Raw genomic sequence first — 16456 nt, 5'->3', positions numbered from 1 at the left:
GAATATGTTCTCAAGATAACTTATGAAACCTCCACGCCAACACTTTGACGATTATGTGGTTCATAAAGGTATGCCATATCAGGCCCATTAGGGATGATTCCACCGGGATTGAGTGGAAACAAGTTACCGTAATAATCTTGTTTGACGCTTTCTACGTCGCAAGTATCAGCAACACCTGGAAGCTGATATAAGTCACGTAAGTAAGCTCCCAAATTTTGATAGTCTCGAATTCGCTGACGGTTGCACTTAAACAACCCGTAGTAGGCACTGTCAAACCGAAATAACGTTGTGAATAAACGGATATCTGCAAGTGTAAGATTTTTTCCACATAAATATCGATTAGTCTGCAATACCGTGTCAATCTCATCAAGAGTTACGAACAGTTCATCACAAGCTTGATTATATGCCTCTTGGGTTTGGGCAAAACCGCAACGGTAAACGCCGTTGTTCACCGCATGGTAAATCTTCTCATTCCACCAGTCAATCTTCTCTTTAAGTTCTTCTGGGTAGAGATTTAGTGTAGGATTATTTGCAAACTCGTTAAATTGAGAGTTTAGCATGACAATAATCTCTGCACTTTCATTGTTAACGATCGCTTTTGTTTGGTCATCCCACAATACTGGAACTGTAGCGCGTCCACTATAGCCGGGTTCTGCTAGCTGATATAATTCCGCAAGTGTGCGACAACCTTCGTCTTCCTGGTTGAACACCCAACCACCTTCTGTTGAAGAAGGAGACACGACTGATACCGATATTATAGCTTCAAGACCTTTAAGCGATCGCACAACCAGGGTTCGGTGCGCCCAAGGACAGCCTAGCCCAACATAAAGTTTATAACGCCCCGCAGCTGGTGGATGCGGATTTCCTACTTCTGTGCTAATAAACTTTCGGAACTGGCTGTTGGGACGGATGTACGCTCCCGATTGATTGCGGGGAGCAAGCTTCGACATCATTATGTGCCAAAGAGTCGTCCAGACAAACTTCCCCAGCCAGATTATCAGCTTTGGAGGAAGTGACTTACCCTTTTTCTTTCTAAAATTTTTGCCGTCATCCATTGGAGTTGAGTTGGTCATGGCGACAGTCTCTCTTATAAGACTCAGGACAGGCTAGAACAGTAAACAGTAAACAGTTAACAGTAAACAGTAAAGAGTTATCAAGGGGTATGGTGGGGGATTTAAACGCGCCAGATAGCGCCTTTTACTAATCGACTTTGGGTTATTAGTTTTCAGTTGGAAGTATTCGCCCCCTGAGTGATTCTCCTTAAACCCAATTATGTTTACTGTTTACCGTTTACTGTTTACTGATAGCCACCCTACTACTCTAGCTTGCGGTTGCCTCAACAACTGCGGCAGCTTCCGCTGCATAAACGCTAACTTTTTTACGGGTTTTGCCCTTTCTCTCAAACGTTACTACGCCGTCGATTAAGGCAAACAAAGTGTCATCGCTGCCAATACCGACGTTGTTACCGGGGTGAAATTTTGTGCCACGTTGACGTATGAGAATGTTTCCTGCACGCACGGTTTGACCACCGTAGCGCTTGACACCCAGACGTTGAGCATTAGAATCGCGACCGTTGCGCGTACTACCTGTTCCTTTCTTATGAGCCATGATTTCCTCTTGTGTATTTACTTATTTCTATTATTCAGCAGCGGCTTCAACTTCAACAGGAGTGTTATCAACAACAGGCGCTTCCTCCGTTGCTGCTTCTGCTTCTGCTTCTGCGGTGAACACCGTACCATTAAGAGTAATGGAGTTAATCATGAGTCTGGTAATTTCTTGACGATGACCCCGTTTTTTGCGGGTCTTCTTTTTCGGCTTCATTTTGTATACCAGGACTTTACGACCTCTGAGATGTCGTAGTATCGTCCCTTCTACAGTTGCACCTGCGACTAGCGGCTGTCCAATGCTGACTTCGCCGTCGTGCTGCACGAATAATACTGATTCTATTGTAACTTTTTCGTCTGGTTGGGCTGTCAGCAGTTCAATGTCGTAAAACCGCCCTGGCTCTACTCGTAATTGCTTACCGCCAGTTTCAATAATTGCGTAGGTCATGGAATTGTCCTTGAGGTTGCCGTACAGGTAGCTGGCTTTTTTCTCTTATGGAGATGCTTTTGCCTGCTTTTGTGGTATGTCTACCTGATCCGAGCAGGAATTAGACAGACAATCTAACATTATATTTTATTAACAGGTGTTCAGTCAAGAGACTTAGCAGTGCTACGTCTCTACATTGATTTTTACCAGATGTCTAAACAATATTGTCTAACTTTAGCTGGAAACAACGCGATCGCGTCCTTTTCTTTTGGCTTGATGTAGCGCTGACTCAGCAGCATTAACTAAAGTCACAGGCTCGGTTTCTACTGTGGGAATGACACTAGCCACACCTATGCTAACAGTTAAAACAGCAGCGGGTAAACCACCTATTCCAGGATACTCACACTTAATTGCCAAAGCTTTTACTTGTTCTCGAATGTGTTCAGCAACAGCCATAGCAGCTGTAAAATCTGCATGGGCGAGAATGGCGAATTCTTCACCACCGTAGCGAGCTACTAACACCGTGTTTTCTTCGTTGGAATCTACCACTTGGGAAATTGCTAAAGCACTAGTAGCATAAGTACTACTAGCATACGAGAAACTGCTACTAAGTGAGCTGTTTACACAGTTCTTGATAGTATTAGCGATTTGTCGCAGACACTCATCTCCTGCGGAATTACCGTACGTTTTGTTGTAAATCTTGAAATAGTCGATATCGCATAAAATCAGGGATATGGGGATGTACTCGCGTAGTGTGTGCGTGGTATGCTTGCGAGCGGATCTTTGCCACTCTATTTGCAAGTATGTATGAAAGTAGTGGCGATTGGCTAATTGCGTTAGTTCATCTAAGCTAGAGAGCGCACGTAATTGTTGGTTCTCTTTTTTCAACTGTTCAACGTGAGCATTGCTCAAATCTTCAGTTGTTGTGAGTTGTTCTCGAAAATACAAACGATACAGCTCACATGTAGGAGTATAGCGATCGCATTCTAAATTAATTAACCCCAAACTCTGTAATTTATATGCTAGTCCTGGTTCTATTTTCACATGAGCTGTAGGATTAATTACTTGAGCAAAAGCAGCTGCTAATTCCGGCTCCTCTCTTAGTTTTAATAAATACCGCCTTAAATACTCGTTATAAATTCCCGCTTCTGTGGGTGCTTCCTGCAATAGCTGTTGTAAATCTTTCTCTAACCCTCCTTTACCCATAAGATGATACAAAGCGAGTCGAATTAAATAAGGATGTCCCCCAACCATCGCCATCAAACTTTCAACATCTTTACCATCTGTCCAATCTAATCCATGACGTTGTGCTAAATCTTGCACCTGTTCTTTAGTAAATGGGAGTAGCTTAATTGGCAAACCGATATTAAATGGTGATTGAGTTAGTTTGAGAGGAACAATAATTTCTGTTGAGTACACCAAAACAAGACGGAGTTTTTGCCAAATTTCCATCCGTTTGGCTTGTTCGTACCAAGACCGCACTAATGGTAAAAAATCTCCAGCAATTTCTGGGTACTCAAATACGCAATCTACTTCATTTAATACCAAGACAAGCGGACTTTCCAAAGTGGACAACAAATACTTTTGGAAATAGATGGAGCAACTGACTTTGCTACCCATTTCCTCATCCCAATAATCATTGAGTTTTGGTTCTAGCTGTAATTCCCGACTAATGTTGGCACACAACCATCGCAAAAATTTATCCAAGTTAGCAAATACCGCTTTGTCTGCTTGCTGAAAGTCTAAACTTACAGTGCGAAAGCCTTGATTACTAGCATGTGCAAGCAACCGTAATATCAATGAGCTTTTCCCCATCTTCTTGCTAGCTTTAATGCAGACGACACTCCCTCGTTCAGCTATTTGTGCATAAGCAAGTTCTTCAATTGGCGGGCGAGGAATGTAAAATCTGGAATCAAGGGATACTGGCCCACTGGGAAATTCTAAGGATATGGCTGTGGCTGCTCGGTTGAATTCTTTAATTAATTGCTGATATGTTTGACTAAGATTGCGATTTTCTAGAATTTGACGGAAGTTAGATTTATTAATAGATTCCTTCCAAAAGTTACTCAGCAATTGCCATAAATTAGAAGCAACTTTCCTAACACGCTCCTCTCCGTAGTGTGCTTCCAGCGCTATACTGGTGTAAGTTTTTCCTTCCCACGAAGCACGCAAAATCATTTCTTGGAGCGTCGTTAAACCGGTTGCTTGACTGGCTTTTAGTAGCTGTACTACTTCATCTATAGTCATTTAGTAATCGGCTCTACTTCTATTTGAAGTTTCCCCAAACCATTGTTCTTTGTAGCTCTATGCAGCCTTCCTTTTGGAGGTAGCAGCTTATCTTTCCTAAAGCAGCTACAAACAAGCTTTGATCATTTTTTGGATGGTGAAACATTTGACATGACTTGTTAATCAGGTTGTTTTACATGCTTCTCCTATGCTTATGGAATTTTATGTAATTGGATATACTTTGTTCTAAATATATTTTAGAATGTAAATAAACACAATCTACTTAGTTTTTTCTTATAGATGGTTATAGCGATCGCTACAAAGCTGACATTCATTCAGTTAACTGTTTTCTAGATTACATTCCAAATCATGATGCTATCTGCTGTGTACTTAACCAAGTTAACGATTTGTTAATAAAAATAAAATTTTCCAACAAACAAGATTCCCGATTTATCCAATAAATCGGGAATTTTGAATCTAATACCAAAGATTTTTAAGCTATGAGTTGATAATTTATCCAGGCTTCCCAAAAAATATAAATTGATAGAATTCCTAAGAAAATACGCAGTGCAAAGCTAACAACTGAATCTGGTATTTTTGGCAGTGTGCGAGTACTCATTTGCACACCTATAAGACCGCCGCATCCCAAAATTATACCTTGAAAAAACAGAATATTCCCCTCTAATGTGTGCCCTGTACAAGCAGCTAAAGCAGTAATGACAATAACGCCTAAACTAGTTTGAATTGCTACTTTAATTTCTTCTCCTAGGAGCAATATTTGCAGCGGCACCATAATCGTACCACCGCCTAAGCCAAACAAACCTGCTAAAATTCCTGCTGCTCCCCCAGTACCAAGTTTGGTAAGTAATGGGTTAAATGCTGGTGCTGTATTTTCATTCTCTGTTTTTGAAGCTAGTTGTTTGCGAAGGTCTATCAAATAGATATTAGCTAGTAGTATGATGCCAAATGAAAAGAGTATTATGTATGGTGGAATTTTATTGGCGAAATAGACTCCTATGCCAGTAGTTAAGAAAGCTGGAATTCCTAAGTAAATTACGCGTTTAAAATCAAAGTAGCCCATCCACCAATTTTGTATACTTCCAGAAATTGAAGTAATAACAATAGCAAGACTACTAGTAGCGATCGCTTGAACTGGTGTATAACCTAGAGTGACTAGAAGAGGAATTGTGATAATACCGCCGCCAATTCCTAAAAGTCCCGCGATGACTCCAGATATTAGACCCCCAGCTACTAAAATCAACCAACTAAAATCATTCATACAATAAGTTTTATCAAAGAACTTTTAAATCAGTAAACAGTAAACAGTTATCAAAGCGTATGGTGGAAGATTTAAACTCGCCAGATAGCGCCTGCTACTCATCGGCTTTGGGTTATTAGTTTTCAGTTGGAAATACTCGCTGATATAGTGGTTCTTCTTAAACCCAATTATCTTAACTGTTAACTGTTTACTGTTAACTGTTTACTGTTAACTGTTTACTGTTACCGGGTGGCTAACAACGCCTCCGTAAAGCAACCCAAAATCATTCCACGGAACTGTAGTTGGTTGGGTGTTACCTAAATTGTCAGTAGCACGAGCTTGCAGAGAATACTCTCCAGGAACAGGGTTCCATTCAATGTCCCAGCGAACCCACGCAAATGGAAAATTTGGCTCTCGCAAACGTGCAAATTGCCAGGTTTTACCACCATCTAAGCTGACTTCCACACGCACAATCTTTCCTTTTCCAGACCAAGAACGTCCGCGCAGTAGATAAGGTTTAGCAGCAAGCGTAGCTGGCCAAGCTAACTCAAAGGCGCTTTTAACATTTTGGTACGTAATTAATTTGCCTTTATATGGAGAGATAGCTGGATAATCTGCACCAACCAGTACCATCTGCTTTAGCACCCATTGGGTGTATATTGGTGTTTCAGAGACTTCAATTCGCTCAATCCATTTAACGTTAGCATTTCCGCCCCAACCAGGAAATAAAGCACGGCATGGCTGACCGTGGTCTGGAGGTAATGGTTCCCCGTTCATTGCATAGACGAGGAGTGAGTTATCTGCTAATGCCTTGGAAATCGGAACTACACTACTGAACTTGGATTGCTTCGAGTCCAGCGAATCCAAATCTCCACCTTCAACTAGTACGTCTCTTGCAGTTGATTTCAGTCTGGCTCGCTCAAACAATATGCTAAGTGGTACACCAGTCCACTCAGCCACGCCAATAGCGCCGAGCCGCCACCGTGTTCCAGAAAGTGGTTTGTTGTAAGCTTCTTCAAAGAAGCGCCGACCATTAGCAGCACACTCAATAGCACAAGTGACTGAAATGGATGGCATAGCGATGATTTCATCGTAAGAGAATTCGCAGGGCGTGGAAACGCCAGTCCCTTGAATGTGCAAGCGCCAAGTAGATGGGTCAAAAGGAGGAGGCGTATTGCGGTTATGAACGTAAAACCAATCGTTTGGCACTAGATAGCCACGTTCATACATGGCTTCCCAGTTCATCTCTAATGTGCCTTTGCTATGAGAGATATATCCTGGTGGCAATGGCTTAAGTATTCTACTGCCTTTGGTGACAGTAGCGGAGGAATTTGACAGATTTGATTTGCTTGTCTGGCTGTGAGCAGGTGCAGGTTTAGCCAATCCTCCAATGGCTGTTGCTCCAACCATAGTGGCTAGTATTTGCAGAAACCGCTGGCGCGAAATACCTGCATCTGAGCTTTTTTGCCAAATATATTCATCAACCCGTGCTTGTAGGTAATCCTCCTGGTCAAAGAGGTTTTCATCGCTCAAGCTGTTACCCTCCTTGTAATTCGTAATTCGTAATTCGTAATAACGCTCGATGGCGAAGCGTTAGCGCTGCGCTAACGTAATTAAGGCACATAGAATAAGGAAGTAGCAAAGGAGTTTAAAGTCTCCCTCTGCTACCTGAGATAATCAACAACTATCAGTTTTAGCGTGATGAACAGATGAGACTAATTATCTATCGCAGCCCAAACACCACTTGTCTCATCTTGTTTGTAGGAAGGCAAATAGTGATCAAGTCCATTCCGAGCTATTTCTGAAATCGCCTCAAGGAACCTATGACAATCTTCAAGTGTATTATACACAGCAAAGCTGGCCCGGATAATGCTAGGAATGTTACGCGTAATTCCGCTCTCTACTTCTTTAGCAATCTCGCAGTCTTGCTCGTCCGAAATATTCTTGAGTTTGCGAATATATTCATAAGTGCAGAAAGCCCCAGCCCGAACCCCGATACCGTATTCTTGTGCCAGAATCTCTGCTACTAAACGTCCGTCAAATCCATCAATGTCAAAGGGGATGACGTGGGCTAGATTATCTCCTGGGATATGTACTTTCACACCAGGAATTAGCTTCAGCCGTGTATATGTGAATTCAACTAGAGAGTGTTCGTATTCCGCAATGCGATCGCGTCCAAGTGCTTCTATAATTTGAATTGCCTTGGCAATGGCAATAGCACCCATTGCATTTGGGGTTCCGGGGTCATGTGCCCGTTCTGTGTAAAAACGCTTTATCTCTAGGTTTCTAGTGATATAAGGCAGGTTTCCACCACCGATTTGATAAGGATAGGAGCTATCAAAAAACTCCTTCGGCCCCAGCAAAACCCCTGTTCCATAAGGAGCATACATTTTATGTCCAGAAAAAGCGACAAAATCCAAATGACACGGGTCATCATCTGCACGCATATCTACCCGTTCATGCTGGATTAACTGACACACGTCAGCAAACATCTTGGCTCCATACCGATGTGCTAAAGCCGCAATTTCGTAAATAGGTGGTCTATAACCTGTAATTGTTGAAGCACCTGTAATGGTCAGTAACTTGATTCGCTCTGCTTCAGGGCGGTTTTCGTGTGCCTTGAAAATATCCTCAATTTCAGCTACACTTACGCTTCCGTCTGGTTGAGTTCTATACTGAACAACTTCGTCTCTAGTTACCCAAGGTAGCAAGTTTGATGAATGCTCAATATCAGAAACTAAGATTTTGCCAGGTTTCTTCGCCCACAGTGTAGCAGCTCCATTAATTGCTTCTGTTGTATTCTTGGCAAATATTACATAGTTATGTGATGATGACCCCACAAATTCCCGAATCACATCTCGACTTGCATCATATTCTCGCGTAGTAATAATAGACTTTTGCCCAGAGCCTCGATGCACACTGCCATAAGTATCAAGCATATCATCTACGTGCTGCTTAAGCGTTGCAAAGGGAGTGGTTGTCGCTCCATTATCTAAGTTTACATACTTGATATGCTTTCCGTTACGAATTTTCACCTTGAAACATAGAGACTCATCTGTGAATAAAGGTCTAATTTCTTTATTCCAAAAGCTGTCAAGATTTTCTGCAAATAGTGGCAATTGGGTTGATTCTTGCTTTTGTTTTGCACCCAAGGCAAGTAATTCAGTCATTTTTAGCACCTTTATAGTTAAATGTTTAATTTTTGAGAAAGCTTAACCGTTACAATGCTTTATCTAATACAGTAATCACGTTAATTGGTAGGGAATGTGGTGTTTAACAGTACTTAGCCACTAATAGAAAACTCGGTTATTGCAGTTATTCTTTAATAAACACTAAAAAAATGTAGCCGTAATTATACTTGACTATAATATACTTAAGTAAACAAATAATACGATGTAATAGTATTTACTAATAAACTGTTGTACTTAAAGCAGTTTTCTCCCAGCTATCAGAAAAACTTCGGATGTTGATAATAAAAGTATAATACAAGCCTATCATTTAATAAACTTCAAAATGCTTGCCATACATGTATTTACTAAAAAAAAAGCCTGCTATAAGTTTTATCGGTCTTTGAGAAAAGCTTATAAATCTACTTGACTAATATTACTTTTTATTAACGAATAAATTCAGCATTTTTACGCAAATGTCAAGGTTTGCTGACTTAGTCATTATGGTCAAAGCTCTTATTTGCTTGCTAGTAAATGGCTATGATCACTCAGTACTCTGTAATAATATGTCAAATGATAGATGACTATATAAACAACTGTCTAAAGTAATAAACAATACTAGTATAAAAATGTTTTAGAAAATACATTTTTAATGTATACCCTAAGACGGTTGCAATTGTATGTTTAATAGTATGTGAGCTTAATACTTTTCCATTTTGATACAAAATAAAATTTATCAGCTAAGCTGTTATGCATTTAAATTGCAGATTACTTCGACATTCAGGTTGAGTGTTAACCGTTAACTATCAACAGTTAACAACTACAAAGACTAGTTATGCAATTTAGACGCGCATTAGCTTAATACTGTTAGTTTGTATTGCATTCAATTACAAACCGTTATGTGCAGAGCTATACTTATCGGGAAAAATCTCTGGATAACGACCTGCTCGGTAAATTAAAGGGTTCGCAGTAGTTGACATTAGTGAAATTACTGCTAAATGTATCAAGTGCATTAGCAATATTTATACCATAACTATTTGTGCTATCAGCATCCATATAGTAGTTATTGTTCGTAGCTGGATGAGGGTCAAAGATTCCAGGCATGAGCGCAATAGAAGCAATAATCAATGCAGAATCAAATATAAGTGCAAGTTTCATAGATTTATTTTTAAATTAGAATGAGTGCAATCAATGCTCTTTAGTAAGAGAGTGCCGTTTTTCATAAACTTTAACTTCCTACACTTAGTTCACCTGATTGGCTGAGTTGTCTCTCACCCATTCGGGTGAGCAGGGGGGTAGGGGAGGCGGGGAGCAGAGGGACAGAGGGGCAGAGAGGCAGAGGGGCAGGGGAGAGAATAATTAATGATCAATGAACTATAATTTGGCAAATATGCAACACCGAATTGTTGGTAAGCCACTGGATCGTGTTGATGGCAGGCTCAAAGTTACAGGAGAAGCAGCTTACACAGCTGACGTGCCAATAGATAATTTGGTTTATGGAGTGATTTTCACTAGTGCGATCGCAAAAGGCAAAGTTATCCAAATCGATACATCAGCAGTAGTCATAGCCCCTGGTGTAATAGATATCATTACTTACGAACAAACCCCATCTCTGGTAAAAATACCCTTCTTTTCCCCCCAACAACCTCAGCCAACCGAAAAAGACGATAACATCTACTACGATGGTCAACACCTGGGGATTGTAGTTGCCCAAACTTTAGAACAAGCTCAAACCGCTGCCTCTCTGGTAAAAATTAGCTACGAGGAAGCACCGCCTACGGTAACAATGGCACAAGCAGAGATATTTGAGCCAGAATCAATATTGTTTGGCATCATGCCCGGTAAAATTACTAGAGGCGATGTTGAATCTGGAAAAGCCCATGCAGATATCCTCATGGAGCAGGTTTATACGACGCCAATAGAACATCATAATCCCCTAGAAACCTCTGCAACTATAGCAATGTGGGAGGGGGATAATTTAACACTTTATGAAACCACTCAAGGCATTTCTTCAACACAACGGGGAATCTGTGCTGTTCTGAATATTCCTCCAGAAAATGTCCGAGTTATTTCCAAATATTTAGGGGGTGGATTTGGCTGCAAAGCGCTGCTGAAGTCTCATACTATCCTAGCTGCGATCGCAGCTCGCCAAGTCAAGCGACCTGTTAAAGTGGTGCTAATGCGATCGCAAATGTACACTTCTTGCGGGTACAGATCTCAAACCCAGCAGCACTTAACCCTAGGTGCAACCAAGGACGGTAAACTAACCCTCATCACCCACATTGGCACATCCTTAACTTCTCCCTTTGATGACTTTGTAGAACCTGTGGGTGCAGCAACAACAATGATGTATGCTTGTCCCAACTTAGAAGTCAAATATCGCCTAGCTCGCATCAATGCCAGCACACCAACCTTTATGCGTGCGCCAGGAGAAGCGCCAGGAATGTTTGCCCTAGAATCGGCAATGGACGAACTAGCGTATGCTTTAAATATTGACCCAATTGAACTAAAACTCAGAAATCATGCAGACATCGACCCGCATACAGGATTACCTTGGTCAAGTAAATCTTTGAAACAATGTTACCAACAGGGAGCAGAAATTTTTGGTTGGGCACAACGCAACCCAGTTCCTCGCTCAATGCGCGATGAGCATTTCTTGATTGGTTGGGGAATGGCGAGTGCTACATTTCCCAGCCATGCTGGCTCTGCATCAGTTAAGGTAGAAATTTTTGCTAATGGAGAGGTGCGAGTCCAAAGTGGTACTCAAGATATTGGTACGGGTACTTATACAGTAATGACTCAAGTAGCCGCTGAAGCATTAGGCTTATCAAGCCAGTCGGTGCAGTTTGAACTAGGTGATAGCAATCTCCCTAAAGCTCCCGTCACCGGTAACTCGATTACAGTCGGTAGTGTTTCGCCTGCTGTGCATAAAGCAGCCAGTGCAGCACGAGTGAAGATGATCCAAATGGCAATAACAGATTCAAATTCTCCGCTATATGGATCTCAATTAGATGATATTACAGTAGAATCGGGGCAAATATTTTTAAAACAAGACTCTTCTAAGCGAGATAGTTACACCGATATTCTGCACCGTCACGGGTTACAGAGTTTAGAAGTCACAGAGGAAAGCTCACCCAACCCAGACAAACAGTATTCCAAACACTCTTTTGGAGCAATCTTTGTTGAAGTTGCTGTTGATGAATTATTAGGAGAAATCAAAGTTAGACGTTGCGTAGGCGTTTATAGTGCAGGGCGAATTCTCAACTTGAAGACAGCGCGGAGTCAGGTTATCGGTGGGATTACTTGGGGAATCGGCATGGCGCTGATGGAGAAAACAGTAATGGATGCTAATCAGGGTCGAATAGTTAATGCTAACCTTTCAGATTACCTGATTCCTGTTCATGCAGATATACCAAATATGGAAGTGCAATTTGTTGAAGAACACGATTCTTTTGTGAATGCGCTGGGAACCAAAAGCCTTGGGGAACTTCCAATTGTTGGGGTAGCAGCTGCTATATCTAACGCTGTTTATCATGCTACAGGTAAACGGATTCGTGACCTGCCAATTACACCAGATAAGTTGCTGTGAAATGGCTCAAATTCCCGACTTCCAGATTCCCGACTTCTCTAAGAAGTCGGGAATCTTGTTAACGCGCATCACCAATTAAGACAAACGGCGACCAATAAAAAGGATGGCGATCATCTTTAATTAGCTTTAACTTAGCTTTTTGCAAAGCTTCCCCTTTACTCATACCCTGTTTGAGATTCTGATAAAAATCAACCATCAATTCCTGAGTTGCTTCATCTTCAACTGCCCACAAGCTTGCCATCACAGCTTTAGCACCAGCACGCTCAAATATGTAAGCAACGCCTGCAATTCCTTCACCATTAAAATCAGTTTCTACAGCAGTTTCGCAAGCACTAAGTGTTAGTAATTGTGTACCTTGTAGCCCTAAAAGAGCAGCATCGGCAATGTCTAAGGGTTTATCAGCAAATAGTAATTTATTATTTAGTAAATCCACTTTTTTGCAGTCTTCAATTTTGAAACAGCCGTGAGTTGCTAAATGCAAAAATGAAAAACGCAAAGCTTGGGATTTAAACTTTTCTAGGGTAGCTTCATTGTGGATATAAACTTCACTTTCTGGGAATATTTCTTTAATCTTTCTGACTTCTGCCTCTGCACCTGGAATATTTTGCGGGTTACGGGGTACAGGATTACCAAATGCTAAAACAGCTTGTGCTTTGCGGGGTACGGCATTTTGCACACCCGGAGATTTTAGGGAATTATTGGAAATACGAGTGAGATAGTTAACAGGATATTTTTGGATGAGAAATTGGTTAGTTTTACTGTCGTAAAGAGTCTCAAAAGGGAAATGGCGCAGTTTACCAGTAGCAATAATACTCAGTTGTTTGGGGGATAAAGCCTTAATTCTGTCTTCGATAGGACGAATGAGAATATCATAAAGTTCGCCACCAGTTTCAGCGTAGCTAGCATCACCATCGTTTTTTACCTGTTTTAGGTATTGAGTGAGAAGTTTATTAAATTTAGTGGGATCAATAGGTTTTTTAATAACACTCAACTCACCTTTTGTGAAGATGAAAAATGCAACGTTATTAGGCATATTTCTCACATTAGTCAGTAAGACAGGTTGAACTACAACCGTTCCTATGGGTATGGAGGATGTCAGGTTTTTAATATCTGCTGGTGTAGTTTCAAATAGTTCTGCTACTTCAGGGAAACGGCGAGAGATATTTTCGGCTTCTGAATAAACTTGTGCTTCTAATTGCCGAATTTTTTGAGGTAGGCTTTCGGAACCATCGCTTTGCAGTTGTTGCCGCAGAGATTCTAATTGTTGATTTTTTTTACTCCAGTTATCAAGGCTCTGCTGTGCTTCTGGGTTGGCAACTTTGGCATTAATGAGGCGAGTATAATCAGCAAGGTCGGCTGTGGTGAATAGGTTAACCCATTCAAAGGCTTGAGCGTATTTCTTTTGGTTAATCAGGACATCAACTAAAGCAGTTGCACTTGCACCGTTTTCCTGTAAAAAGTTTTGGCGATTTTCTCGTTGCAAGCCCCGACGCATTTCTAAGCTAATTTGGAGAGCTTGCTGCAAATTAGTAATGGCTTGGGTTGGTCGATTTGTGTTTTGGAATAGTACACCAATATTACCCAAGGTAACAGCTTCACCAGAGCGATCGCCCACAGCCCGTCTCAGGGGCAAAGCTTGGTTGTAAAAATCGAGTGCTTTTTGCTTTTGTCCTAAATCGTCGTAGACTAAACCGATGTTATTGAGTGTGACAGCTTCAACAGAGCGCTCGCCCACAGCCTGCAAAAGAGGCAGAGCTTGGTTATAGAAATCGAGTGCTATTTTCTTTTCTCCTAAATCGGAGTAGACTAAACCAATGTTATTGAGTGTAGTCGCTTCTCCAGAACGATCGCCCACAGCACGAATAAGGGACAGAGCTTGGTTGTAGTAATCAAGTGCTATTTGCTTTTGTCCTAAATCGTCGGAGACTGCACCGAGGTTATTGAGTGTAGTCGATTCACCAGAGCGATCGCCCACAGCATGAAATAGGGGCAGAGCTTGGTTAAAGAAATCGTGTGCTTTCTGCTTTTGTCCCAAAGCGTTGTAGACTGCACCGATGTCATTGCGTGTAGTCGCTTCTCCAGAACGATTGCCCACAGCACGAAAAAGGGGCAAAGCTTGGTTATAGAAATTGAGTGCTTTTTGCTTTTGTCCTAAATCGTCGTAGATTTGACCGATGTTATTGAGTGTAGTCGCTTCTCCAGAGCGCTCGCCCACAGCCCGCAAAAGAGGCAGAGCTTGGTTGTAGTAATCGAGTGCTTTTTGCTTTTGTCCTAAATCGGAGTAGACTAAACCAATGTTACTGAGTGTAGTCGCTTCACCAGAGTGATCGCCCACAGCACGTCTCAGGGGTAGAGCTTGGTTGTAGTAATCGAGTGCTTTTTGCTTTTGTCCTAAATCGGAGTAGACTAAACCAATGTTACTGAGTGTAGTCGCTTCACCAGAGTGATCGCCCACAGCACGTCTCAGGGGTAAAGCTTGGTTAAGGTAATCAAGTGCTTTTTGCTTTTGTCCTAAATCGGAGTAGACCCCACCGATGTTATTGAGTGTAGTCGCTTCTCCAGAGCGATCGCCCACAGCCCGAAGAAGGGGCAGAGTTTGGTTGAAGTAATCGAGTGCTTTCTGCTTTTGTCCTAAATCGTTGTAGACTTTACCGATGTTATTGAGTGTGATAGCTTCACCTGAGTGATCGCCTACAGCACGAAATCGGGGCAGAGCTTGGTTGTAGTAATCGAGTGCTTTCTGCTTTTGTCCTAAATCGTTATAGTTACGCCCAAGCCAAAGCAGTGCGAACGCTTCAAGTTCTTGAACTTTGAGTTCTTGTGCAATGGTTAAAGCTTGCTGTAATATTTGTATTGCCTGTTGGTGTTGCTGTTGCTGTGACAGTTGTATCCCTTGCAGAAGCAGTCTTTGTGCTTCTTGCGATCGCGAGTTTTGAGTCTGTCCCCAGGTGGGTTGAGCTATCAGCATTACTGTTAAAGGCGTTAGAGAAACGCCCAAAACCAAAAAAGTGGTGAGAATTTTTTTCATAGAATATTTACAGATATAATCAGTTTTCATTGAGCATCAGCCGAAGCTGTAGTTAGGAATTTTGAAGCTGTGGTTACTAACGTTGAAGCTGCTATAAGAAATACTTAAGCTGTTGTTAAAACGACTTAAGCATTTGTTATTAATGCTGAAGCTGTAGTTACTAACGCTGAAGTTGTTATAAAAAATACTTCAGCTCTGGTAAAAACAACTCAAGTGTTTGTTATTAATGCTGAAGCTGTAGTTACTAACGTTGAAGTTGTCGTTACTAAAGTTGAAATGACCGTAGAAAACGTTGAAGCAAATAGTTTGTTATTTGATTCATTTTCAGGCGGTTGCTGAAATAATTCATGCTCAATAAGGTTTTGCCAAAATAGTGATCGTTCTTTGTTGCGAATTGAACTGGATTTCATCTACCACATATTGCCGATTTCTAGCCACTGACCGAATACCTCGCAACTGTGCTGTGGAAACTACAGGTGGTTTGAGCTTCACTACTGCTTGACCTTGGATAGGATTTTTTATGGTAAAAGTATTTAGGGGGATACCACTCCAAGTTACTGATTTACCTTGGGGACGGTCTATTTGTATGCTCCGCATAAATTGAAGCTCATTCCTACTGTAAACCAACGTCTCATTCTTGAAAACTACTCTTGCAATTTGGCTCAGGGGAATTGTAGCAATTTTACCACTACGCTGAATTGATAGTGCTTGGCCTTGTGCATCAATTCCTATTATCTGACCACTGCTTGACTCACCCCCTTTAAAGATGACCTGCGCTAACTTTGGCAAGGACACTGCAAGGTCTAATTCATCTGCTTTGACTGGTGTCTGTGCCAACAAAGAATTTACCGTCTTGACATCTTTGCTAATTACAGCTTGGATGTTTCCTGCTAGCGTTGCTGCCATTACTAGGATTGCTACAACCCATCCCTGGAAAAAAGCTTTCATGGCTTTACACGGTATATTTGACTATATTTAACTTTCTCATTAAACTTCCAAAGCAGATACCAAATTTCCGTAAAATCACACAATAACAACAAGATCCCCCAGATCCCCGACTTCTTTAAGAAGTCGGGGATCTAAGCCACCTGAATAAATCTCTCCCCCTGCCTCCCCTGCCTCCCCTGCCTCCCCTGCCCCCCCTGCCTCCCCTGCCT

At 41.6% G+C, this 16456-nt stretch carries 11 protein-coding genes; 1 reads left to right on the top strand and 10 read right to left on the bottom strand.

All coding sequences use genetic code 11. The annotated features are described in order from the left end of the window. Window positions 1-20 precede the first annotated feature (20 nt). The 8 genes from FNW02_RS22675 to FNW02_RS22640 all read right to left on the bottom strand — a co-directional run bounded on the left by FNW02_RS22675 (window position 21) and on the right by FNW02_RS22640 (window position 9840). Window positions 21-1073 (bottom strand): glutathione S-transferase family protein, encoded by a 1053-nt coding sequence (locus FNW02_RS22675; protein ID WP_431356822.1) that lies wholly within the window; start codon window positions 1071-1073, stop codon window positions 21-23. A 247-nt stretch (window positions 1074-1320) separates the two neighbouring features. Next, window positions 1321-1608, bottom strand: coding sequence for a 50S ribosomal protein L27 (gene rpmA / locus FNW02_RS22670; protein ID WP_162394929.1), 288 nt, complete (start codon window positions 1606-1608; stop codon window positions 1321-1323). A 30-nt stretch (window positions 1609-1638) separates the two neighbouring features. After that, window positions 1639-2052: a 50S ribosomal protein L21 gene (gene rplU / locus FNW02_RS22665; RefSeq protein ID WP_191759752.1), complete on the bottom strand. Its 414-nt coding sequence runs from the start codon at window positions 2050-2052 to the stop codon at window positions 1639-1641. 213 nt (window positions 2053-2265) lie between these two features. Continuing rightward, a complete protein-coding gene (locus FNW02_RS22660) occupies window positions 2266-4278 on the bottom strand; it encodes an AAA-like domain-containing protein (protein WP_191759751.1) in 2013 nt (670 codons plus the stop codon). Window positions 4279-4750: 472 nt separating this feature from the next. Beyond that, on the bottom strand, window positions 4751-5536 hold the full coding sequence (locus tag FNW02_RS22655) for a sulfite exporter TauE/SafE family protein (RefSeq protein ID WP_191759750.1): 786 nt from the start codon (window positions 5534-5536) through the stop codon (window positions 4751-4753). Between the two features lie 207 nt (window positions 5537-5743). After that, window positions 5744-7048, bottom strand: coding sequence for a sulfite oxidase (locus FNW02_RS22650; protein WP_191759749.1), 1305 nt, complete (start codon window positions 7046-7048; stop codon window positions 5744-5746). Window positions 7049-7230: 182 nt separating this feature from the next. Next, complete coding sequence (locus tag FNW02_RS22645; protein WP_191759748.1) at window positions 7231-8685, bottom strand: aminotransferase class V-fold PLP-dependent enzyme; 1455 nt, start codon at window positions 8683-8685, stop codon at window positions 7231-7233. A 912-nt stretch (window positions 8686-9597) separates the two neighbouring features. Beyond that, window positions 9598-9840 (bottom strand): hypothetical protein, encoded by a 243-nt coding sequence (locus tag FNW02_RS22640; protein ID WP_191759747.1) that lies wholly within the window; start codon window positions 9838-9840, stop codon window positions 9598-9600. A gap of 232 nt (window positions 9841-10072) precedes the next feature. Here FNW02_RS22640 and FNW02_RS22635 point away from each other — a divergent pair, with 232 nt between their 5' ends. Continuing rightward, complete coding sequence (locus FNW02_RS22635; RefSeq protein WP_225225844.1) at window positions 10073-12271, top strand: xanthine dehydrogenase family protein molybdopterin-binding subunit; 2199 nt, start codon at window positions 10073-10075, stop codon at window positions 12269-12271. Between the two features lie 58 nt (window positions 12272-12329). Here the strand turns inward: FNW02_RS22635 and FNW02_RS22630 are convergent, their stop codons facing one another. Together FNW02_RS22630 and FNW02_RS22625 are read right to left on the bottom strand one after the other, a co-directional pair. Continuing rightward, the gene (locus FNW02_RS22630) at window positions 12330-15299 is read right to left on the bottom strand and encodes a CHAT domain-containing protein (RefSeq protein ID WP_191759745.1); all 2970 of its coding nucleotides are present in this window, start codon (window positions 15297-15299) and stop codon (window positions 12330-12332) included. Between the two features lie 351 nt (window positions 15300-15650). Then, complete coding sequence (locus FNW02_RS22625) at window positions 15651-16247, bottom strand: hypothetical protein (protein WP_191759744.1); 597 nt, start codon at window positions 16245-16247, stop codon at window positions 15651-15653. Window positions 16248-16456: the final 209 nt, after the last annotated feature.

Origin of the sequence: Komarekiella delphini-convector SJRDD-AB1 (genome assembly GCF_014831675.1) — a bacterium.
GTDB lineage: Bacteria > Cyanobacteriota > Cyanobacteriia > Cyanobacteriales > Nostocaceae > Komarekiella.
The sequence above is the reverse complement of the archived record's forward strand: the minus strand, read 5'-3'. Positions and strand labels throughout refer to the sequence as shown.

Coding starts and splice junctions, on each gene's coding strand:
- rplU (WP_191759752.1), bottom strand. CDS start 2,052: ATGACCTACGCAATTATTGAAACTGGCGGTAAGCAATTACGAGTAGAG.
- FNW02_RS22645 (WP_191759748.1), bottom strand. CDS start 8,685: ATGACTGAATTACTTGCCTTGGGTGCAAAACAAAAGCAAGAATCAACC.
- FNW02_RS22655 (WP_191759750.1), bottom strand. CDS start 5,536: ATGAATGATTTTAGTTGGTTGATTTTAGTAGCTGGGGGTCTAATATCT.
- FNW02_RS22630 (WP_191759745.1), bottom strand. CDS start 15,299: ATGAAAAAAATTCTCACCACTTTTTTGGTTTTGGGCGTTTCTCTAACG.
- FNW02_RS22625 (WP_191759744.1), bottom strand. CDS start 16,247: ATGAAAGCTTTTTTCCAGGGATGGGTTGTAGCAATCCTAGTAATGGCA.
- FNW02_RS22660 (WP_191759751.1), bottom strand. CDS start 4,278: ATGACTATAGATGAAGTAGTACAGCTACTAAAAGCCAGTCAAGCAACC.
- FNW02_RS22640 (WP_191759747.1), bottom strand. CDS start 9,840: ATGAAACTTGCACTTATATTTGATTCTGCATTGATTATTGCTTCTATT.
- rpmA (WP_162394929.1), bottom strand. CDS start 1,608: ATGGCTCATAAGAAAGGAACAGGTAGTACGCGCAACGGTCGCGATTCT.
- FNW02_RS22635 (WP_225225844.1), top strand. CDS start 10,073: ATGCAACACCGAATTGTTGGTAAGCCACTGGATCGTGTTGATGGCAGG.
- FNW02_RS22675 (WP_431356822.1), bottom strand. CDS start 1,073: ATGACCAACTCAACTCCAATGGATGACGGCAAAAATTTTAGAAAGAAA.